This window comes from Blautia schinkii, from assembly GCF_013304825.1.
Taxonomy (GTDB): Bacteria; Bacillota; Clostridia; order Lachnospirales; family Lachnospiraceae; genus Blautia_A; species Blautia_A schinkii_B.
The window spans coordinates 1-22,346 of record NZ_JAAWUO010000027.1 but is presented as its reverse complement, the minus strand read 5'-3'; the positions used below and the strand labels follow the sequence as shown (position 1 = coordinate 22,346).

Here is a 22,346-nt window from a genome sequence, read left to right as displayed (position 1 = left end):
CACCAACTAGCTAATCCAACGCGGGTCCATCTTATACCACCGGAGTTTTTCACACTGAGCCATGCAGCTCTGTGCGCTTATGCGGTATTAGCAGTCATTTCTGACTGTTATCCCCCTGTATAAGGCAGGTTACCCACGCGTTACTCACCCGTCCGCCACTAGAAACAATCTAAATCTGCCGAAGCTTCAATAAAAGGTTTCCCGTTCGACTTGCATGTGTTAAGCACGCCGCCAGCGTTCATCCTGAGCCAGGATCAAACTCTCTGATAAAATGTTTGATTCATTTACTCAAGACAACCGTTTGGCTATCTCTCGTTTTTACTGCTAAATAGGTCGTAACTCCGACTCGCTTCCGCTCATCGGAGCAGGTTCATGCTTTCGCATTCACCCGAACCGTTCTTTAAATGTAAAGAAATTTTCGAGAATCGTATGTGTTTCACTGTTTAGTTATCAAGGTTTGTTGTGTCTGTCTCTCAGACAGCTCGTTTATTTTATCTCATCTCTTTTTGTTTGTCAAGCACTTTTTAAAGTTTTTTTCAAACATTTTTGAGTTAAGATTTTGTTGCCGCTTTGTTGGCGACTTGGATACTTTATCATATCTTCTGTCTTTTGTCAACTGTGAATTTCATTTTTCTGAAATTCTTTTTAATTGTTTGTTTTTCAAAAACAATTATTTGCGACAGCTCAGTTATAATACCACTGGGAGTTATGCTTGTCAACCATAAAATTCAAATTTTTTTGATTATTTTGTTTGTTTGGCTAAATTTGTTAATTTCCATTGGCATGGAGGGACCACTGGCTACGCACGTCACATTTCCAATGTGGACAGTGCGAGGGAAGGCGATCTCAGAGTTCCGAAGCCCGAACGCCCTCCCTCGCGCTCCCACCCCGTTGGGCACGGAACTTGTGTTACATCTTCGATGTGTAACACTATTGACTTTTGTCTGTATGCTGCGGTATTCAATGTGGAACGTTGTGCCGAGAAAGTTCCTCACATCACACTCTTCTAACCTCACCGTCATACCAATACCGCTTCACCCTCACACTACTTCCCACAACGCAGGACAGGGCGCGAATCGCGTCCGCATCCGTCCTTCACCCAATTGACTACCAGCCGTGGAGCTGGGGTCTGGCCGGGCAACTCTGCAGGAGGGTCGAAACTACTTGGGCTGCGGGGAGCGGCGTTATTTTCAAAAATCCTGCTGTCTGAGCGCAGCGAGTTCAGGATTTTTGGAAATGGTTTTAGCCGATTCACGGAGTCCTAGTAGTTTCCCCCGACGAAGCCCTGCCCGGCCAGACCCCAACTCCACGGCGTACGTTCGTTAATACAAAAAAAGAAGCCCCAGACCACAAACGCCGCAGTCCGGAACCTCTCCACTTCACACATCAATTATTCTTACTATCTGACTTCGCACTACCAGAATCTGTCGAAGAATCCTTACTATCATCTTTTTTCGCCTTCTTATCTGTACCGGCCTTGCTATTCTTACTTTCAGAAGTCCCATCTGCCTGCATGATCTTGTTCAGCTCCTGAATCATTTCCTCATCTTTGAGCCGGAACTTCACCTCTACACGCCTGGACGCATCCTTATCCACATTCCCATCTGCATCCAGAACAGGATCTGACATGGAATGTCCATTAACAGTCAGGCAGTCCTGAAGTTCCTGAATCTGCTTATCCTTCAAAAAATCCCCCTCAATATCCAGAAGATACTGAGCCACAGCCAGAGACCTCTTCTGTGACAGTTCCAGATTATAGCTGTAATCACCATCCGTATCTGTATAACCATCAATAATGATCTCGCCAAGATACTTCTTATAAGAATCAGCCAGAAGAACCTTACAATATGTAGGCAACACCATAGACAACGTCATCTTACCGGAATCCGTAAGTTCAGCCTGATCATAATCAAACATAACGTTAGCGTTCAATGTCAGCGCACCAGTCTGGGAATCAATATCAACATTGAGATTCTTTTTTGAAAATTCCTTCTGCAAAGCCTCCACAACCTCAGCCTTCACACCAATGATCTTATCGATCTTCTGCTGCTGAGTTGCCAAAAGCTCTGTCTTTTCATCCAGTGCAGACTGCTGCTCCTCAAGAGTATCCTGCTGGGCACTTAGTTTCTTTTTCTGCGAAGCCAACTTCTTCTGCTGCTCCTTAAGTGTTTTCTGCTGTTCCTCGAGGGTCTTTTGCTGTTCTGTAAGCCTCTCCGCCAGAGAAGAAAGCTTTTCATCCTGAGATTTGATCGTTTCATCCTTGGACTTGATCTGTTCATCCTGACTTTTCAAAGTACCAGCCTGCTCATCAAGAGTCTTCTGTTTCTCCAGAAGTTCTTCCGTATACGTTTCCTGAAGAGCAATTTTTTCATCCCTCTCCTTCAGGCTGTCATCATAGCTCTTCTGTGCCTGAAAAAGGGTAACGCACATGATCAGCACAAAAAGAAGCAGAACACCTGCCATCATGTCCGAATAAGAACGCCAGATATTGAAGCCTCCATCCTCTGACCTTCGTTTTTTGCGCATTAACAATTCTCTCCTTTATTTAAATAAGCCAAAACGTCCCTTCTGGGCTACTTTTGTCATCTCACGGATACTCCTCTCAATCTCATCAAGAAGAGCCTCCTGTCTCGCACCCTGGCCATCCAAAAGATCTTCCAGACTGTCAAGTTTCTCCTTCAGTTCCTGCACCCCGGCACCGCTTCCATATCCCCACGGCTGACCGGCAACCAGATGAATATCACGATTATTCTTCGCAGTCTTGATCTCAGAAAGAAGTCTGCGTACCTCATCCAGTGTTGCACTGACCATTTTCTGGCTCTCAGTGAATTCATTCATCTTAGTCTCAAAATTCCCGATCATCTTCTTATCTTCACGAAGAAGCTCTGCGCTGATCTTATTGGAATCTGCTGCAGTCTTCATGCCCTCCGCTGCACTGTCCACATACTGGCGCATAGACTCATTGCAGGACTTCCAAAGATCAGACGATGCTTTTTCATTCTCGTGCATATGCTCTGCAAGCTTCTCATACTCTTTCTTCTGAAGCTGCTGGATCATCTGGTTATCACGGATAATACGGTCTGCAGTCTTCATATATTTACTCTGCATCTCATCGATCTCTGTGATAGCATCACGCATAGCTCGTTCCTGTTTGGTAAAGGTTTCGCTCAGCTGGCTACTCATGGTCTTATAGAGCTCGGAGGTATACTCTGTATTATCCTTCTGCGCCTTCTTAAGTTCTGACAGAGCATCATTAAAGTCCTCAAACTGCATCTGAAAAGATCCGTGCATCTCACTCAAAAATGTATCCAGGATCTCACGGATAGCATCCTGCTGCCCTTTAGTCACAGAAGCAGTCAGCATATCAAGGGAATCGTTCATCTTCCGGAATGTCGGTGTGATCACCTTCTCAAAGCTGTCTGCCATCTGCACGGAAAACTGCTCTGCCATTTGTTTCATGGCCTCAGTCTGTGTCTTCTGGCTGGAAACAAGAAGATTCCATGACTCATTCTCTGCAGTAGGCAGTACCAGTGCATGAAAACGATCCAGAAAATCCTGCATAGCCTGGGACATGGAAGAATATCCGCTCTTCATCCCGAATGTATACACAACAGACAGCGCAACGCCATAAATAGAAGTGAGAAACGCAACCTTGATTCCATCTACCAGTGCAGATACGGAAGTTGTCATCACCTCATAATCCGTAGGCTGAAAATTCTTCAGTCCCCACACAAGACCAATAAATGTGCCAAGAATACCAAGGCTTGTAAAAATATCCGGAGCCATCTCCAGAAGACGCTTGTGAATATGAACATCCACATCATCAATGTTCACGAAGTCCTCCACCTCAGCAATTCCTTCTTCTGTCCGGCTGATGCTGTCGACAAAATCATCCATCTTCTTATCCAGATATTTGTCGCCAAAAAGCCCCCGTAACTGACTGATTTCTTCTTTTCTGGCCCTTCCCGGAAGCTGAAACACTTCTGTGATCTCACTTGCTCCATGCCTCAGAGCTGCTGTCAGATTATCCATCCGGTATAACCCGGCAAAAAGTCCCACAGCATATATGATCACCATGATCCCCAGAAAAGCAAAATTATAAAATAATACATTTCCGGACCCCTTACCCACATAAGCAGTGAGCGTCGCGGCTGCCGCGGCTACTGCCAGAAACAGCACTGTATTCATAAACTTTTTTCCCATAATTTGCCTCCCCTTATTCTATAGCATTTTCATAAATTACTGCTATATTTTCGAAAAAAGTCTGTCTTTTGTACCATAGTATCATAACACATCCCACAAAACAACAGTAAAGGACAATTCCCCTTCAAAAAGAACTGTCCTTGTTACTGTTCACCGGCAATATCCCGCGAGGATAAAAGTATCCGCCGCTTATTTAACATTCACACCTTGATCCTGCAGGCTGCATCATCACTGATCAGGATTCTTCGTCCTCTGACACCAACAATCACGCCTCCGAGGATCCGGCTGATCACCTGCACACTCTTGCCTTCCCTGACATCATACTGCCTGATCTGATCCATGATCTCCGGCATTCCGGTCATCCATTTGATGGTATAACTTTCACCTGCATTGGTCTCATTTAATGACTGCATATACTCACCCCATTTCATATGTCACGTCACTGTCGGTAATTATTCTCTCTCCTTGTGTAATCTTGTCAATCGGATATTCGCAATCCGCTTTCGCTACTTGCTCATAACCGAATAACTGCTCCGCAGTTTATCAGGAGGGGCTTGTACCCCTCCTGATACAAGTAAGTCCCACCCACTGCTTATTGCTCCTCGCAATTGAAGCAGGGGACTTACTTGATTCGGTTAAATTAACGCGCAATTCTGTATATTTATAGAATTAGGAGAGTTTAACTTTTATTTTTCTGAAATATTTGTTTCTCCTGTATATTTTATCTCGCTTTATCGTAATTAGTCAATCGCAACCTGTATATTTTTCACAAAAAAACAACGCAGAACAACCACTACAGTTATTCTGCGTTTCTCAGTACTATTTATGCGTAAACTTTGTCTTCTTCCAGAAGTACTGTTTTCCCATTCTTCACTTCTACAAGATTGACACAGCAGTTCGGAGGCACGCATCCGTGCCAGAAATTCTCCGGATCATGATAGATATTCTGGAGAAGTGCGCGGACTGCACATCCGTGGGAAGCAACCAGAACCGTTTTATCCGTAAGGGATGGATCTGAAGTTTTTTCTTCCCAGAAATCTTTTGTGCGGGCAATCACATCAAAGATATCCTCTCCATTTTCCGGCCGTTTAAAATTCACAGGATCACGGAAAAACATCTCAACCTGCGGATCAATATAATTCCCCTCTGCATCTCTCACACAGCCGCCTTCCAGATCACCGAAATTAATCTCCTGAATACGCTTGTCCGGTATGATCGAAACATTCCGGTCGCCCAGAACGCACTCTGCCGTCTGCCTTGCCCTTGAAAGCGGACTGGTAAAACAGATATCAAACTTTACATCCTTTAAAGCCTCGCCTGTTTTTTCCGCAAGGAGAATCCCCTCTTTCGCAAGAGGAACATCCGCTGCGCCCTGGAGCTTTTTTAATTTATTCCACTCTGTCAGGCCATGTCTTACAATATAGATCAGCATCAGCTTCTCAGCTCGATTCCAAGTCCGTTCAGTCCGTTCATGATTTTCTTCATTACTGCTGAGATCTCATTCTCTCCAAGAGTCTTGTCATGAGCACGGAATACCAGTGAATAAGCCATGGATTTGAAGCCTTTCTCAATCTGTGCACCTTCATAGATATCAAACAGCTGATAGCTCTCCAGAATGTTTCCGCCTCTCTGGTCAAAGATCTCCTCGATCTGTCCTGCAAGAACTTCGTGAGGAACTACAAGGCTTAAGTCACGTGTTACAGCCGGATATTTTGCAATTCCGGTGTATTTGTGGTTGAAGCCTGCAAATTCAAGAACATCCAGGATATCGATCACTGCAATATACGCCTTCTCACCGATGGAGTAGTTATCTGCAACAGATGGATGAACCTCTCCTAAATATCCGACAACTTTACCCTCATAAATCATATTTGCCTGTCTTCCAGGATGAAGGAACGGCTTCGCGCTCTTCGGATCATAATTAATTTTTTTCTTCATGCCGATTTTCTCAAAGAACTCCTCGCATACACCTTTCATGTCGAAGAAATCACCTTTTCCATACATTCCAAGTGTAAACATGGTACGCTCATCCGGAAGCTCTGTGATCGGCAATGACTTCGGAAGATAAACATTTCCAAGTTCGTAAAGACGAACATCTTTGTTACGTCTGTTATAGTTAGTGGAAAGGGATGCAAGCATACCGTTCAGCGTACTTGTACGCATGATGCTGTAGTCCTCTCCAAGCGGATTGCTGATAGTGATAACTTTACGAAGATCACTGTCTGCAGGGATACAGAGCTTATCAAATACCTTCGGGCTTTCGAAAGAATAGGACATTCCTTCTGAAAATCCGCAGTACTCGGCAATATCTCTTGCAACTTCCTGGATACGAAGCTTGAACGGAAGTTTACCTGTTGTAGCCTCTCCTGTCGGAAGTGTCATCGGAATCTTATCATAACCGTAAAATCTTGCAACTTCCTCTGCAACGTCTGCATTGCAGTGGATATCCTGACGGAAAGTAGGTGCAACGATCTCATCTGTCTTCTCGTCATATGCCAGCTCTACACGTCCGAGATATTCGATCATCTCTTCTTTTGTAAGACTGGTTCCAAGAAGCTTGTTGATCTTCTCCGGCTCAAATTTAACTCTGGATGGCTCTCTTGTCTCATTGCAGACATCAACCATTCCTCCGACAACCTCACCTGCGCCAAGCTCTTCCATCAGCTGGCATGCGCGGTCAATAGCTGCCTGTGCATTGTTCGGGTCAAGACCTTTCTCGAATTTACCGGAAGCATCTGTACGAAGACCGATTCTCTTGGAAGAAAGACGGATACTTGTTCCATCGAAGCATGCAGCCTCAAAAAGAACTGTCTTCACATCATCTGTGATCATGGAGTTTTCACCACCCATGATACCGGCGATACCAACTGCTTTCTCACCGTCACAGATCATCAGAACGTTCTCATCCATAGTACGCTCCTGACCATCCAGTGTAACAAATTTCTCATCCTTTCCCGCACGACGTACAACGATCTCTTTGTTTGCAATAGTATCCAGGTCATACGCATGCATCGGCTGTCCAAATTCTTCCATTACGTAGTTTGTAATATCAACCAGGTTGTTGATAGGACGGATTCCGTTGGAAGCCAGGCATCTCTGCATCCACTTCGGAGACGGGCCGATCTTGACATTTTTTACAACTCTTGCACAGTAACGCGGGCAGAGCTCCGGATCCTGCACAGTAACCTTTACATAATCGGAGGCTTTTTCATCATTTCCCTTAATCTCTACAACAGGCGGACAGAATTTCTTCTGAAAAGTTGCTGCTGCCTCTCTTGCGATTCCAAGAACACCGTAGCAATCCACACGGTTGGAAGTAATCTCATACTCAAATACCACATCGTCAAGGCCAAGTGCTTTAACAGCACTCTCACCAACTACTGCATCCTCAGGAAAAATATAGATTCCGTACTCTGGTGCTTCCGGATACATCTCTCTTGTACTTCCCAGCTCTTCAATGGAGCACATCATACCGCAAGACTCCACGCCGCGAAGTTTGCCTTTTTTGATCTTGATTCCGCCAGCAGTCATTTTTCCGTCATGACCGCCTGCAACACGTCCGCCATCAAGAACAACCGGAACTTTGTCTCCCTCTTTTACATTCGGAGCACCTGTTACGATCTGTACACTCTCTGTTCCGATATTTACCTGGCAGATGATCAGCTTGTCTGCATCCGGATGTTTCTCGATCTTGTCGATCTGACCGATCACGATTTTGTCAAGATCTGCATCCAGCTCTGTAAAGCCTTCTACCTTTGTACCTGTTAAAGTCATGGCATCTGTATATTCCTGTGCCGTTACATCCAGATCCGGCACATATGTTTTAATCCAAGATAATGAAGTATTCATTTTGGTTGTCCCTTCTTTTTTCTATATTTACTATAAGGATCTTCAGCTATTTTAGAACTGTTTCAGGAATCTGCTGTCGTTCTCATACAGAAGACGCATATCATCGATCTCATATTTCAGAAGTGCGATACGCTCCAGACCTACACCAAAGGCAAATCCTGTATACTCATCCGGATCGATTCCGCACATACGGAGAACATTCGGATGAACCATACCGCAGCCAAGGATTTCGATCCAGCCGGAACCTTTACAGAAACGGCAGCCTTTTCCGCCGCATTTAAAGCAGGATACATCCACCTCTGCACTTGGCTCTGTGAACGGGAAGTGATGCGGACGGAATTTTGTCTTGGTTTCCGGTCCGAACAGCTCTTTTGCAAACTCCTGAAGAGTTCCCTTAAGGTCTGCAAAAGTAACGTTCTTATCAATAACAAGACCCTCGATCTGATGGAAAGAAGGAGAATGTGTTGCATCCACCTCATCAGAACGGAATACACGTCCAGGTGCGATCATACGAATCGGAAGCTTGCCCTTCTCCATCTCACGTGCCTGAACCGGCGATGTCTGGGAACGAAGCAGAATGGAATCATTGATAAAGAAAGTATCCTGCTCATCTCTTGCCGGATGGTTCTCCGGGATGTTCAGTTTTGTAAAGTTATAGTCTGCATACTCAACCTCCGGACCTTCTACAACCTCATATCCCATTCCAATGAAGATACGTTCAACTTCTTCCAGAGCGATAGTGTTCGGATGACGATGACCGATCTTTGCCTTCTTTGCAGGAAGTGTTACATCGATAACCTCAGCCTTCATTTTCTCCTCACGGACTTTTTCCTCAAACTCTTTCCTTGAAGTTTCCAGAAGCTCCTCGATTTTTGCTCTTGTCTCATTGACAAGCTGGCCAACCTTCGGACGCTCCTCCGGAGCGACATCTTTCATACCTTTTAAGATTGCTGTAAGCTCACCTTTTTTTCCAAGATATGCAACACGCACATCGTTCAGCTTATCCAGGCCCTCGGATTCCTCGATCCGTTTTCTGGCGTTCTCAGCCAGTTCCTGAAGTCTTTCTTTCATATCCATGGTCTTATTTCTCCTTTAAAATTTAAATGTTCAAATGATACACAGCCTGATCTGAAAAATCCGGAATCAGGCAATAAAAAAACCGTCCCTTATAAAAGGGACGGAATATCCGCGGTACCACCCAGTTTCCCGTAAAAAAATCACGGGCATCTCCTGACTGCTTAACGCGCAGCACACGTCATCTCCTACTGCTACTTCAGAGAGGAAGCTCCGGTGGGAAATTCAAGGATCATCTGAACCCGGGGAAGCTTACAGCCGATGACTTCCCTTCTCTGTGAGAAAATAATCCTCTCTAGCACCTTCACAGCTTTTTCTGTCTTTTAATACTATGCCACAAGGTCTGCTTTCTGTCAAGCGCAAATCAGGATTCTTTGGAATCTTTGGATTCGTCAGCATTCTTCTCCGCTTCTCTTTTGGCAAGCAGTATTTTGACAGATTTCTGTGCTCTGCGGAACTCATTTTCAAAGTACGCGTTGATCTCTGCGCCATAAAGAATCAGGTTCATGCACACGTAAAGCCACAGCATTACCATGATCAGTGCTGTCAGGCTTCCATACATATTTCCGAAATTCGGAAAAAATTCAAAATACAGGGAAAATCCGTAGGAAAAAATAAGCCAGGCCACTGCAATGATAAAAGCTCCCGGCAGCTGACTCTTAAAAGTTGCCTTCCTGTTAGGCAGCACCTTATAAAGAACCAGAAAAACCACAATAAGAACTGCAAACACCAGCAGTGTTCTGGCTCCCATAATCTTCGCCATCAGACTTCCAAGAATAGGAATTGTTTTCTGCGCTGCCACCTGTATCCTGTTTCCGAGAACCAGCATCAGAAGGCTGACAATAATGGCCAAAACGAACAGCAGCATGTAAAAAACAGAATATATCCTGTTCATCAGCCAGTTTCGTGTCTCCTTCACATGATAGATTGTATTCAGGCCATTAGTTATGGCCTGCATTCCTTTTCCGGATGCCCACAGTGCCATCAGCGCAGACAATGGTACGATCGCAGTGCTTCTTTTATATACCTCAACCACAATACTCAGCACAAATGTCTGAAGATTTCCCGGGACGAATCCTACGATTGCATCCCGGACAACATTGTAGCTTAATGGTGTATAGCGGATGAGTGTTGTAAGAAACAGGATAAACGGAATAAACGACATAATAAGAAAGTACGCCGCCTGGGCAGCATATGCACTGACATGATCTCCGTTGGCCCGCCTCACAAATCCCAGCATGAGCTGAATCACATTTCGCTTCTTTTTATCCTCGTCCATGCTGACCCCCTCGAGTTTCTTTTTTTACCAGGAAAAGCGATCAAAACAGATTTTATCCTGGATCTCCGGAAAAGGTTTCACTTCCGGCTGCACACTCTTATGCTCACCAATCATCTTCTCCATCCATACCATATGATACCAGCGGTTGAATTTGTAGCCGCATCTGTGGAACATTCCCACTCTCTTGTATCCAAAATGTTTATGAAAATCCACACTGGCATTGGTAAGGTACTCATCCTCTTTCTGAGGAACTGCAATGCAGGCGTTCAGATTGAGCACTCCCATCTCAGCCAGAAGACTCTCCAGAGCGCGGTAAAGCCTTCCACCTGCACCGATTCCCCTTCTGTCATGCTTCACATAAATGGACATCTCGGCACACCATCCATAGGCACTCCTCGGATGAAAGGCAGAACCATAGGCATACCCCAGGATCTCTCCGTTCTCTTCTGCCACAATATATGGATATTTCTTCTGGATATCACGGATCCTTCCCGCGAATTCCTCCACGGAAGGCGTCTCATACTCAAATGTGACTGCTGTCTTCTCTACATAGTAAGAATAGATCTCCACAAGTACTGCTGCATCATTTTCTCCGGCTACACGTATCTGCATTGCTCCTCATACCTCTGTTTCTTTCACTGCCTTCCTCCAGACCGGCAGCATTTATTTTACAAAAAACCGATAAATTGTCTCGGAACTGTATTCCTCTCCCGGACGCAGAATCGGAGAATGAAAATCTTCCACATTTACTGCATTAGGCTCAACCTGTGCTTCCAGGCAAAATCCGTCACGCTGATGGTAAACATGCCCTTTCTTCCCCTTCTCGTCTATAATAAAGTTGCCTGCATAAAACTGCACGCACGGACAATCTGAAGAAACTTCCATTCCAATACCTGACTCCTTACAGTATGCACTGGCAATGGCACGTACATTTCCCCTTGCATAATTGTCTGTCACATAGTTGTGGTCATAACCGCCAGTCAGCTTCAGCTGTTCAAAATCAGCCTCAATGTCTCTTCCGATAGGTTTGGAAACATTAAAATCCATCGGTGTTCCCTCAACAGATACATATTCCCCTGTAGGGATTGACTGGCTATCTTTTACAGGAGTGAAATATTTCGCATGGATGCAGACTTCCTGATCCAGCACATTCCCGCTTCCCTCTCCATTCAGATTAAAGTAGGAATGGTTGGTCATATTAGCTACAGTAGCCACATCAGAACGTCCTCTGTAAATAATCTTCAGTTCATTCTCCTCTGTAAACTCATATTTCACAACAACAGTAAACTCTCCCGGAAATCCGTTCTCTCCGTCAGGACTGATACGGAAAAAGTCCACACTGTTCTTCTCCTGGGAGATTTCTTTTACCTCCCAGAGCTTCTTCTCAAAACCATTCGGGCCGCTGTGCAGGTTATTATGATTCTCATTCTCAGCAAGAACCACTTCTTTATCATCAATAAAGAATCTGGCATTCTCAATACGGTTTCCGCTTCTTCCGATGATCGCTCCGAAAAAGCATCCGTTCACTTCATAGCCTTCGATATCATCATATCCCAGAACCACATCTCTAAGTTCTCCGTTCTTATCCGGAACACATATCTTCGCCAGAATCGCGCCAAACGAAAGCACCTCTGCATATGCTCCTGACTTATTCTCAAGATGATATATCTTTATTTCTTCCCCTGTGGGAAGTGTTCCAAATTTTCTTTCAGAAACACCCATACTATAATTCCTCCCATATATGAAAAAAGAGCCATTAACCGGCTCTATGTCTTTAACCGATTAATCCCGGGATGCCGTTCCCTTATTTTTGACGCCTAGCAGATGCTAGGTGGGTATCCTCAACAGTATCTTCTGCCTACCACAACGTGAGGTCTGACATCCAATCTGCGATCTTGGATTCCCAAAATGTCAATGTAGGTTCAAAAAGAAAAGGGGGATCGAACATTCCAGGATTCGGTTTTTGTTGTTTTTATTATAAACCAGTATTTGTGCTTTTTCAACAGAAAATACACGATCTTACTGATTTTTATTATTTGATGGTTACTGTTCAGTGAACAATAGCAAGAATATCTCTTACTGCATCCGGCATATCCGGTGCATCCACAACTCTGTCATGAAGTACAGGAGCAGTACGGATCTCCTCAACTGCACGCGGAACCGGAACTCCGGAAAGGCTGGAAAGTGCATCTACAAGGCCGAAATCATCCAGATCTTTATGCTCCTCTCCAAGAGCTTCCATTACACTTCTTGTAAATTTATACGGACTTGCTGTGGAAGCAATAACAGTCGGTGTATGATCATCTGTATCGCTTACATATTTCTTATATACGCCGGCTGCAACTGCTGTATGCGTATCAATCACATAATTGCTGCCTTTATATGTCTCACTGATCGCCTCGGCAGTCTCATCTTCGCTGCAGAAATTACCGTAGAAATCCTGAAGCTGTGCTTTCATCTCGTCCGTGATCGTGTACTCACCGCCCTCGCTTAAAGATTTCATAAGCTCTGCACATTTCTCAGCATCCTCACCTGCGAGACGGTAGATCAGGCGTTCCAGGTTGCTGGAGATCAGGATATCCATGGACGGAGATGTTGTAAGGATAAAGTCACGTTTTCTGTCATATGTTCCTGTACGGAAGAAATCATAGAGAACACGGTTCTCATTGGATGCACAGATCAGTTTATGGATCGGAAGCCCCATCTGTTTTGCATAGTATGCAGCAAGGATATTTCCGAAATTACCGGTAGGAACTACCACATTGATCTCCTGGCCGTCCTCGATCTTCCCATCATGTACCAGTGTTGCATAAGCATATACATAATATACGATCTGCGGAACAAGACGTCCGATATTGATAGAGTTTGCAGAGGAGAACTGGAATCCTGCCCTGTCAAGCTCTGCTGCCATCTCATGATCATTGAACATCTTCTTAACTGCAGTCTGGGCATCATCGAAATTGCCTGTGATTCCCACAACATAGGTATTTGCCCCCTTCTGAGTTACCATCTGCTTCTCCTGAATAGGGCTTACACCATGCTTCGGATAAAATACGATGATCCTGGTTCCCGGTACATCTGCAAAGCCAGCCATTGCTGCTTTACCTGTGTCGCCGGAAGTTGCGGTGAGGATCACGATCTCATTCTTGACGTTATTCTTCTTCGCAGCTGTTGTCATCAGATGTGGAAGGATGGAAAGTGCCATATCTTTAAATGCGATGGTAGCGCCGTGGAACAGCTCCAGGAAATAAGCCCCGCCTGCCTCATGAAGAGGAGCGATCTTCTCTGTATCAAATTTGCTGTCATATGCCTTATTGATACAGTCTTTTAACTCTTCCTCTGTAAAATCTGTAAGAAAACGGCTCATAACTTCATATGCTGTTTCCTGATAAGTCATCTGTGCCAGCTTCTCCATTGGCACATCAAGCTTGGGGATGCTGTCAGGCACGAACAGTCCGCCGTCCTCAGAAAGGCCTTTCAGTATGGCCATAGACGCTGTAACTGCCTGCTCTTTTCCTCTGGTGCTTTTGTACAATACCTGCATTGGTGTTCCGCCTTTCTATTTGTAAAATATTAGTTTCTTTCGAACTTCACCACATTATAGCATGGAATTACGGAAAATGCCACCACCTTTTAAAAAAGATTCCTTCCGGTAACTCCGCACGCTGAATTCCCGAAAAAAATCCGCCGGCCTCTTTACGGTGCCGGCGGTATTTTCTGTACTTAACATACACTTCTTATTTGTATGTATAAAATTCGTGAACTCCATACTTGAAAAGTTTCTTAAGATCCTTCTCAAACCATTTCACATTATGAGCTTCTGCTGCAGATTTCTGAATGAAGAAAAGTGCCCCTTCTGAATAATCTGTTCCTTTCAAAGCCTGCTTCACAGCTTCCCTTGTCTCATCAGAAACTGTAACTTCATTAATCCTTCCGTCATAGGTTGGTGAGAACTGCGGAACTCCGTCGCTGTTATCCCAGACAACCTCCGTTACTGTATCCGGAAAATTCTCGCTCTTTACACGGTTCATGATCACATTGGCTACCAGAACGCGTCCCTTGATATCCTCGCTTCCTGCCTCTGCCTCTACAATGCGCAGCAGTGTGTCATAATCTTCATCTGACATCAGAGTAGGATTCTCAGCAAGTGTAATAGATCTTGCATCCAGTTCATTGACCTTGTTCTCCATAGAAGAACTTACATTGAGGTCTGCTGCAGTTTTTTCGACTTTTTTTACTCTTTGTCCTACGATCACCTGCTCACAGGAGCTTCCGATCCTGGTGACAGTGCTGCCGGATGACAGTGTATCCGAAACTCCGGTAACAACTCCTGCAATTCCGGTAGGAACTGCCACTTCCTCATCCGATGAATCCGAAGAAACGACCTTCGTATCAGAAGCTGCATAAACCTTGCCGCTGCTATTTTCGCTAAACACTTTTGTCCCCAGAGAAATAACCATCGCCAGCACCGCGAACAGAGTCAGCACTGCAAAACTGCGCACGGAATTTCCTCTGACCTTTTCATTTTTACGATCGTCCTGTCCTATGGCATCCTCACGTAAATCTTTTTTACTTTTCATAATCTCATTCCTTGCGTTGAATTTTCTGCAACGATCATTCCGGAATCAGATCTCATAGCCCCATTATTATCTGTTTCCAAAAGAATACGAATCGTTACGTTTTTTTTGCTTTCATCACTTTATCTGTAACATTTCTGTAATGTATGAGAAAATTATATTTAATAAAAGCAGCTATGTCAAGCTTTTTTGCCTATTTCTGCATGCTTCGGAGGTATTTTCGTGTTATCCACAGTTCTTCCACATTCATTCCACATTGAATCCACATGGAATTACTTGGTTATCCACATACATGCTGTTTCTCTCTGAATCGCAGAACCGGTTTTATCCTGGCAAAATGTTTCTCTCTCACACAAAAACAGGCAGATAGACTTCACATTTCCTTCGAATATCGTGCACGTGATCTCCGAAAAATGTACTTCTATCTGCCTGTCAGGACAATTTCTTCTCTTGTTTTACAGCTCTGATTATAGTATTGCAGCTTCAAACAGTCAAGCTATTTTGCCCGACTGTTTTTGACAATATTTTTTTATTTTCAGCGGTTATTGATCGCTGTTACCAGCGCATCGATGGACGCACGGATAATATCCGGGTCAACACCAGCACCCCATGCAAGAGTTCCGTCTGGTTTACGGATTCCGACATAAGCAATAGCCTTTGATGTGGAACTCTGCTCCAGCGCATGCTCCTGATAGGTCTCCAGTGTATATTTCAGCTCGTAAGCTTTCTTCAGTGCGTTGCTGACTGCATCCAGACGACCATTTCCGGCAGCCTCTGTGACAATGGTTTTTCCACGGAATGTAGAAGTTACCCGTGTTACAATGCCGCCGTCTTTCTGCTGGAAATGAACCTCATTGATGCTGTACGGCTCAACCACATTCTCGAAAGTAGATTTGAACAGACTGAAGATTTCATCCGGATGAAGCTCTTTGTGCTTGTGGTCGGATACTGCTTTCGCTGCATAGCCCATAGCCTCGCGCATTTTCGGAGGAAGGTTCAGGCCGAATTTTGTCTCCAGGATATATCCTACGCCGCCTTTTCCGGACTGGCTGTTGATACGGATAACATCTGCATCATAGTTTCTTCCCACATCTGTCGGATCGATAGGCAGATACGGCACTGTCCAGTGTTCCAGATCGCCGTTTTCTCTCCAGTGCATACCTTTTGCAATGGCATCCTGATGAGAACCGGAGAACGCTGCAAATACAAGAGCTCCGCTGTACGGACTTCTTTCGTAGATCTGCATTCCTGTACATTTCTCATAAACCTCGCAGATATGCGGCATATCAGAGAAATCGATCTTAGGATCAACGCCCTGTGAATACATATTCATACCAAGTGTTACAATATCTACATTACCTGTACGCTCACCATTTCCAAACAAAGTACCCTCGATTCGGTCAGCACCTGCGAGAAGTCCCATCTCAGAATCTGCAACGCCGCAGCCACGGTCATTATGCGGATGAAGGGATACGATGACATTTTCACGGTATTTCAGATTATCACACATGTACTCAACCTGGCTTGCGTAAACATGCGGCATGGAATGCTCAACAGTTACAGGCAGGTTGATAATCGCCTTATTATCAGCAGTTGGTTTCCATACATCCAGAACTGCGTTGCAGACCTCAAGTGCATACTCCGGCTCTGTTCCTGTGAAGCTCTCCGGGCTGTATTCAAACTGGAAGTTACCCTCAGTCTCATCTGCAAGCTTCTTCAGAAGTGCAGCACCGTCTACTGCAATCTTCAGGATCTCTTCTTTTGATTTCTTAAATACCTGCTCTCTCTGAGATACAGATGTGGAATTGTATACATGAACGATTGCTTTCGGAGCACCTTTTACAGCCTCGAATGTTTTACGGATGATATGTTCTCTGGCCTGTGTCAGTACCTGGATAGTTACATCCTCAGGAATCAGATTCTGCTCGATCAGTGTACGAAGAAACTCATACTCTGTCTCAGAAGCTGCCGGGAAACCTACCTCGATCTCTTTAAAACCGATCTTTACAAGAAGCTTGAAAAACTCAACCTTCTGCTCCAGACTCATCGGGATCACAAGTGCCTGGTTTCCGTCACGAAGGTCTACAGAGCACCAGATCGGGGCTTTCTCTACATATTCTTTTTCTGCCCATTTCATACATTTAACAGGCGGCATGTAATACTGACGTTTGTACTTAGATGGTGTCATCATTTTTGTTTTCCTCCATTTTCTGTTTCCAATTAATCGTTTGATTTTTTACTTTCAGGCATAAAAAAATCTTCCGGCTCTGCAGATTCTGCAAGAGACGAAAGACAACTGCTGTCCTACGCGGTACCACTCTTATTTCATGAATAAAAATTCACACACTTAACAGATACGGAATGTCAGCGACATCCTTATATCCTCTCCTGATAACGGCGGACACCGTCTGTGTCTACTCTCTTATAAAAAGATTTCGGACAGATGCTCCGAGGCGAGTTCCACAAATCCCTTCCGCTGCTTCTCACCGGCCAGTAGCTCTCTGTGCTCCGTTCGCTGTGTACTATTCCTCATCAGTGCATTTCACTTATTGAAACTGGTACTAGGGTAACATGTTACAGCTGATTTGTCAATGTAATTTTTCGTTTTCCGGTCAATCGATATCCCATCCAGTAAACAGCTCCGCCGATACCTCCGCCAAGAGTATTATATGTCAGATCAGAAACCTGAAATGTTCCAAGTCTCAGGAACAGCTGCAGAGATTCAATTGACAGCGAGAATACAAATGTGATCTTCAATCCCGTCCACACCGCATTCCGGAAAGTTGTTTTTTTCAGGATACGCTTACCCGCAGTCCAAAACAGCAGAATCGTAAAAGGAATAAACAGCATCAGATTCTCAATACACTCCGTTGTAAGATTTCTGGTACCATCATTTCCATATTTCCAGATCCACCAGTTTCCCATCACATCAGAAAGTGGATTCATCCACATATCTCTGTTCAGCAGCGTACGGAACAAGATCATGGTTGTATAAAAAGTCAGGAAAAACAGTTTTCGAAAAAAAGCACTGTCCTTAAAAAACTGCCACCATACTGAAAAAGCACCCCTGATTCCTCTCCCGCCTGTCTCATTATGATAAGAAAAAAGATAAAAAAACAATACCAGTACAGACAGGATCACGGAAAACCAGAAAGGCTGGTATAAAGCTGTCAGTACACTTGTGATAATACTTGCTATGATGTCTTTCATTGTATGCCCTCTCTCTTTTTAAACGAACAGCTCTCACAGATTTATCTGACAGACCTGCCCGGTCTTCTTACGTATATTACTATATTTTTCCAACAAAAGCCAGATATATTTCCACTCCGGCTTGCCACAAAATATTATCAATAAATTATACTTCCTGTACTTTGCCGGAGTCACACCTGCAAAACTGCAATATTTTATTATTTTCAGCAAGTTTTTATTATATTTTATCAATATAATATGCTATAGTCTATAGTAAGAAAAAACAACTCGGAGGTATTTTTTATGGAACATGATCTGAAAAAAATCATAAGCCAGATGACCCTGGAAGAAAAAGCCGGCATGTGCTCAGGCCTTGATTTCTGGCATCTGAAACATGTAGACCGCTTAGGTATCCCGGAAGTGATGGTCAGCGACGGCCCTCACGGACTTCGTAAACAGGATGACAAAGGCGATCATCTCGGAATGAACGACAGTATCAAGGCTGTCTGCTTCCCACCTGCTGCTTTAAGTGCCTGCTCTTTTGACCGTAAGCTGATGGAAGAAATGGGCGAGACTATCGGAAGGGAAGCTCAGGCCAATGATGTATCCGTAGTTCTCGGACCAGCTGTAAATATCAAGCGTTCTCCACTCTGTGGAAGAAACTTTGAATATTATTCCGAGGACCCATATCTCGCAGGCGAAATCGCGGCCGCTTTTGTAAACGGAGTACAGTCCCAGCATGTCGGAACCTCCATCAAGCATTTTGCAGCAAATAACCAGGAATACCACCGTATGAGCAATTCCTCTGAAGCTGATGAACGTACTTTGCGTGAAATTTATTTTCCGGCATTTGAAACAGCTGTAAAAAAAGCTCAGCCATACACCTTCATGTGCTCCTACAACCAGATCAATGGCACTTTTGCATCTGAGAACAAATGGCTTCTCACAGATGTCCTCCGCGGTGACTGGGGCTTCAAAGGCTATGTAATGTCTGACTGGGGCGCAGTTAATGACCGTGTCAAAGGCCTGAAAGCTGGCCTTGAGCTGGAAATGCCATCCTCAAACGGTGCCAATGACGCACTTATCGTACAGGCTGTAAAGAACGGTTCTCTGAAGGAAGAAATACTGGATCAGGCTGTAGAGCGTATCTTACGCATCATCTTTGAATACGCTGATAACCGCGCTCCGCAGGAATTCACTATGGAAAAGGATCATGAGGAAGCTCAACGCATTGCCGAGGAATCCATGGTCCTTCTGAAAAACAATGCACAGATCCTTCCTCTGAAAACCAATGAAAAAATTGCTTTCATCGGCGGTTTTGCCAAAAAACCACGTTTCCAGGGCGGCGGAAGCTCCCATATCAACTGTTTCAAAATTACAAATGCGCTGGATTCTGTTCCTTCTGACGCACAGGTTATCTATGCAGAAGGTTTCCCTGCAGACAAAGATCTCTACGATGACACACTTGCAGCAGAAGCACTTAAAGCAGCAGGCGAGGCTGATAAAGCTGTGATCTTCGCAGGACTTCCGGACAGCTTTGAATCCGAAGGATATGACCGTTCCCACATGAGACTTCCGAATTGCCAGAACCGTCTCATTGCTGAGATCCTCAAAATTCAGCCAAACACAGTAATCGTTCTCCACAACGGTTCCCCTGTGGAAATGCCCTGGCTTAGTGATGTGAAAGGCCTTCTGGAGGCATATCTCGGCGGCCAGGCAGGCGGTGCTGCTGTTGCAAACATCCTTTACGGAAAAGTAAATCCAAGCGGTAAACTTGCAGAGACCATGCCTCTTAAGCTGTCCGACAACCCTTCTTATCTGAACTTCGGCGGCGGCGAGAAGGTCGAATACCGTGAAGGTGTATTCGTAGGCTACCGTTATTATGATACAAAAGAAATGGATGTAGCATATCCGTTCGGATACGGACTTTCCTACACAACTTTCGCTTACAGCAATCTGAATATCTCCAACGGGAACCCGACAGAAAAAGATACCATCTCTGTTTCCGTTGATGTTACAAACACAGGCGATATGGCCGGAAAGGAAGTTGTGCAGCTCTATGTAAAAGACTGCACCAATTCCGCGATCCGTCCGGAAAAAGAACTCAAAGGCTTCGAAAAAGTTACCCTGGAGCCAGGCGAAACCAAAACTGTAACCATGGAACTGGATAAAAGAAGCTTTGCATGGTACAACACAGATCTTCACGACTGGTTTGCAGCAAACGGCGAATATAAGCTCCTTATCGGCGCATCTTCCAGAGATATCCGTCTGGAAGGCAAAATCCAGCTGAACAGCAGCCAGGAGATCCCGATGCATGTTCACATGAACACTACCCTCGGTGAACTGTTCCGCAACCCGAAAACTTCCGAAACAGCCAAAGAACTTACTGCATCCTATCTCTCTGCCATGAACGACGGTGAAGAATCTGCCTCCGAAGCAGCTTCTGAAGCCATCTCCGAAGAAATGACCCTGGCCATGACCGACTCCATGCCGCTGCGCGCACTGATGAGCTTCGGCGGATTTTCCAGAGAGGAACTTCTGAGTATTATTGAAAAATTAAATAAACTCGTATAATTTTTTATATTGCTTCAATAGTCTCAAAAATTGTACTGACAGAAAAAGCTGGCAGAGTGGAATCCTGGTTTTACATTGACACAGGTTTCGCACTTCTGTCAGCTTTCTTTTTTTTCTCCGTACTGCTTTCGATAATTCCTGGCGGAGTTCCTCGTTTGGTACAAATGCCTTATGGTATACCTGATCATATCCAAGATTCGTATATTCCAAAAGCCCGGTTTTATCAACATATATCTCCAAATTTAAAGCCTTCCGAAAAGCACTGTTATCCGGATTGACAAATCTTCCCATGTTTTACACACTCTTTATATTCCGATTCACACCACTCAAAACACTTTTATTGTTTATCATTTATTCTATTGTCTGAGGTATAAATTCAATAGTTTTGTTTACTCCCCCTGTTCTCCTTATTAATTCATCTTGTCCCATCATTAATATAAGATTCTTTATTAATTTTCCTAATGCGCGTTTATCATCTTCATTTTCCCGGTAATAAAAAATCTTTGTCTGAACATTATCATTACAAATAAACATCTTCAAAATATCTTTATCTGTAACATCCAGAGAATGACCGAAAATATACAGATTATGTATCCTGTAACTTTTATCCTTCCTTATTTCAGCCATCCAATTCAAATAATCATTTTCTGTAGATTTATATATCCTCTGGTAAAATTTCTTAAATGTCAGGAACTCCAGTTCTTTATCTTTTCTGTCATCATCCAAATATTCATCTATTCCCAAGACAAGATTACTCGTCAAAATATTCTTATTAATATCTGCTTCTCCATGTATATAATTATATTCCATCTTTTTTTCATTTCCATAAACCCTTTTATATGTATCAGAATAATTAAACGACAAAACATGATCCAAAGTTAAGCTCTCTATATCGGGGTTTTTATAAAGAACATCTATTTTTCCAACAAATTCTGCAATATAAATCTCTAACGCTCGTATCAGTCTTTCTAGTTCTTTATTCAAATATCCCGTAAAACAATCTATTTCGTCCAAACTATGATAAGACTCTTTCATAGTATTTTTAGATACTTTTAAAATAGACAATACCAAATTCTGATTATTTTCTTCAGCACCAAACAAAGATCCCTCACACTCAAGTTGAAATCTCACATCCTCTAATGCCTGAATAACTCTTGAAATTTCAGATTCAAAATCTATCCAGTTCTGTCCCATCTTTTTATAACGGTTTAGAAAATAATTCAGCCAGACATTATCCTTAATATGTGTATACATTTCATCCAAAGCAGTATTCGATGTTTCTACTTTTAAATCATATGTACCATTTTCATTATAATTTCTGTTACATTTTCTTTTAGCAAACGCAGTTCTCAATATTTCTTTTATTGGCTCCCGCATTTCCCATTCCAGCAAATTCATTTCGATGTATTCATCTAAGGTAGCTAGATCATCGAATGTATATATACGCCTCGCCTTTTCACAAAATTCCAGAAAATCTTTATAAGTAGTTGGTAACTTATGAGCTAAATCAAAGCCATTTCCGATTAGAAGTATATTCATCAAACGTCGTCGAGTAGACTTTGTCTCGACTTTTTCACATCCTTTCACCATATATTGTTTTG

At 43.8% G+C, this 22,346-nt stretch carries 15 protein-coding genes, 1 rRNA gene, 1 other RNA gene and 2 other annotated features; of the genes, 1 reads left to right on the top strand and 16 read right to left on the bottom strand.

What is annotated here, in order from left to right; genetic code table 11:
• The 15 genes from HFM85_RS15455 to HFM85_RS15385 all read right to left on the bottom strand — a co-directional run.
• Positions 1 to 270 (bottom strand): 16S ribosomal RNA (locus HFM85_RS15455); the annotation flags it as partial.
• A 1,116-nt stretch (positions 271 to 1,386) separates the two neighbouring features.
• Positions 1,387 to 2,526, bottom strand: a complete 1,140-nt coding sequence (locus HFM85_RS15450) for an OmpA family protein (protein ID WP_173739140.1) — start codon at positions 2,524 to 2,526, stop codon at positions 1,387 to 1,389.
• 15 nt (positions 2,527 to 2,541) lie between these two features.
• On the bottom strand, positions 2,542 to 4,203 hold the full coding sequence (locus tag HFM85_RS15445; protein WP_173739139.1) for a MotA/TolQ/ExbB proton channel family protein: 1,662 nt from the start codon (positions 4,201 to 4,203) through the stop codon (positions 2,542 to 2,544).
• A gap of 200 nt (positions 4,204 to 4,403) precedes the next feature.
• On the bottom strand, positions 4,404 to 4,634 hold the full coding sequence (locus HFM85_RS15440; RefSeq protein ID WP_119239875.1) for a ferrous iron transport protein A: 231 nt from the start codon (positions 4,632 to 4,634) through the stop codon (positions 4,404 to 4,406).
• A 392-nt stretch (positions 4,635 to 5,026) separates the two neighbouring features.
• Complete coding sequence (locus tag HFM85_RS15435; protein ID WP_173739138.1) at positions 5,027 to 5,635, bottom strand: histidine phosphatase family protein; 609 nt, start codon at positions 5,633 to 5,635, stop codon at positions 5,027 to 5,029.
• Positions 5,635 to 8,052, bottom strand: a complete 2,418-nt coding sequence (gene pheT / locus HFM85_RS15430) for a phenylalanine--tRNA ligase subunit beta (protein ID WP_173739137.1) — start codon at positions 8,050 to 8,052, stop codon at positions 5,635 to 5,637. Before pheT ends, HFM85_RS15435 begins: the two co-directional genes overlap by 1 nt.
• Before the next feature lie 51 nt (positions 8,053 to 8,103).
• Positions 8,104 to 9,123, bottom strand: a complete 1,020-nt coding sequence (pheS, locus tag HFM85_RS15425) for a phenylalanine--tRNA ligase subunit alpha (RefSeq protein ID WP_173739141.1) — start codon at positions 9,121 to 9,123, stop codon at positions 8,104 to 8,106.
• Between the two features lie 99 nt (positions 9,124 to 9,222).
• Positions 9,223 to 9,443: a binding site (T-box leader), on the bottom strand.
• Between the two features lie 47 nt (positions 9,444 to 9,490).
• Positions 9,491 to 10,405 carry a YihY/virulence factor BrkB family protein gene (locus HFM85_RS15420; protein ID WP_173739136.1) on the bottom strand — a complete coding sequence of 305 codons (915 nt, stop codon included), beginning with the start codon at positions 10,403 to 10,405 and terminating at the stop codon, positions 9,491 to 9,493.
• Between the two features lie 24 nt (positions 10,406 to 10,429).
• Positions 10,430 to 11,017, bottom strand: a complete 588-nt coding sequence (locus HFM85_RS15415; RefSeq protein ID WP_173739135.1) for a GNAT family N-acetyltransferase — start codon at positions 11,015 to 11,017, stop codon at positions 10,430 to 10,432.
• A 51-nt stretch (positions 11,018 to 11,068) separates the two neighbouring features.
• Complete coding sequence (locus tag HFM85_RS15410) at positions 11,069 to 12,127, bottom strand: aldose epimerase family protein (protein WP_173739134.1); 1,059 nt, start codon at positions 12,125 to 12,127, stop codon at positions 11,069 to 11,071.
• A gap of 59 nt (positions 12,128 to 12,186) precedes the next feature.
• Positions 12,187 to 12,364: non-coding RNA, 6S RNA (gene ssrS / locus HFM85_RS15405), on the bottom strand.
• A 91-nt stretch (positions 12,365 to 12,455) separates the two neighbouring features.
• Positions 12,456 to 13,949: a threonine synthase gene (thrC, locus tag HFM85_RS15400; protein ID WP_173739133.1), complete on the bottom strand. Its 1,494-nt coding sequence runs from the start codon at positions 13,947 to 13,949 to the stop codon at positions 12,456 to 12,458.
• Positions 13,950 to 14,142: 193 nt separating this feature from the next.
• Positions 14,143 to 14,985: a cell wall hydrolase gene (locus tag HFM85_RS15395; RefSeq protein WP_173739132.1), complete on the bottom strand. Its 843-nt coding sequence runs from the start codon at positions 14,983 to 14,985 to the stop codon at positions 14,143 to 14,145.
• Positions 14,986 to 15,517: 532 nt separating this feature from the next.
• Positions 15,518 to 17,173 (bottom strand): 2-isopropylmalate synthase, encoded by a 1,656-nt coding sequence (locus HFM85_RS15390; protein ID WP_173739131.1) that lies wholly within the window; start codon positions 17,171 to 17,173, stop codon positions 15,518 to 15,520.
• An 87-nt stretch (positions 17,174 to 17,260) separates the two neighbouring features.
• Positions 17,261 to 17,527 (bottom strand) — a binding site (T-box leader).
• A gap of 29 nt (positions 17,528 to 17,556) precedes the next feature.
• Positions 17,557 to 18,192, bottom strand: coding sequence for a VanZ family protein (locus HFM85_RS15385; RefSeq protein WP_173739130.1), 636 nt, complete (start codon positions 18,190 to 18,192; stop codon positions 17,557 to 17,559).
• Between the two features lie 282 nt (positions 18,193 to 18,474).
• On the opposite strand from HFM85_RS15385, the gene HFM85_RS15380 reads away from it, so the two are divergent.
• A complete protein-coding gene (locus HFM85_RS15380; protein ID WP_173739129.1) occupies positions 18,475 to 20,745 on the top strand; it encodes a glycoside hydrolase family 3 C-terminal domain-containing protein in 2,271 nt (756 codons plus the stop codon).
• 351 nt (positions 20,746 to 21,096) lie between these two features.
• Here HFM85_RS15380 and HFM85_RS15375 read toward each other — a convergent pair.
• A partial coding sequence (locus HFM85_RS15375; protein ID WP_173739128.1) for a bacteriophage abortive infection AbiH family protein occupies positions 21,097 to 22,346 on the bottom strand: 1,250 nt, incomplete at its 5' end.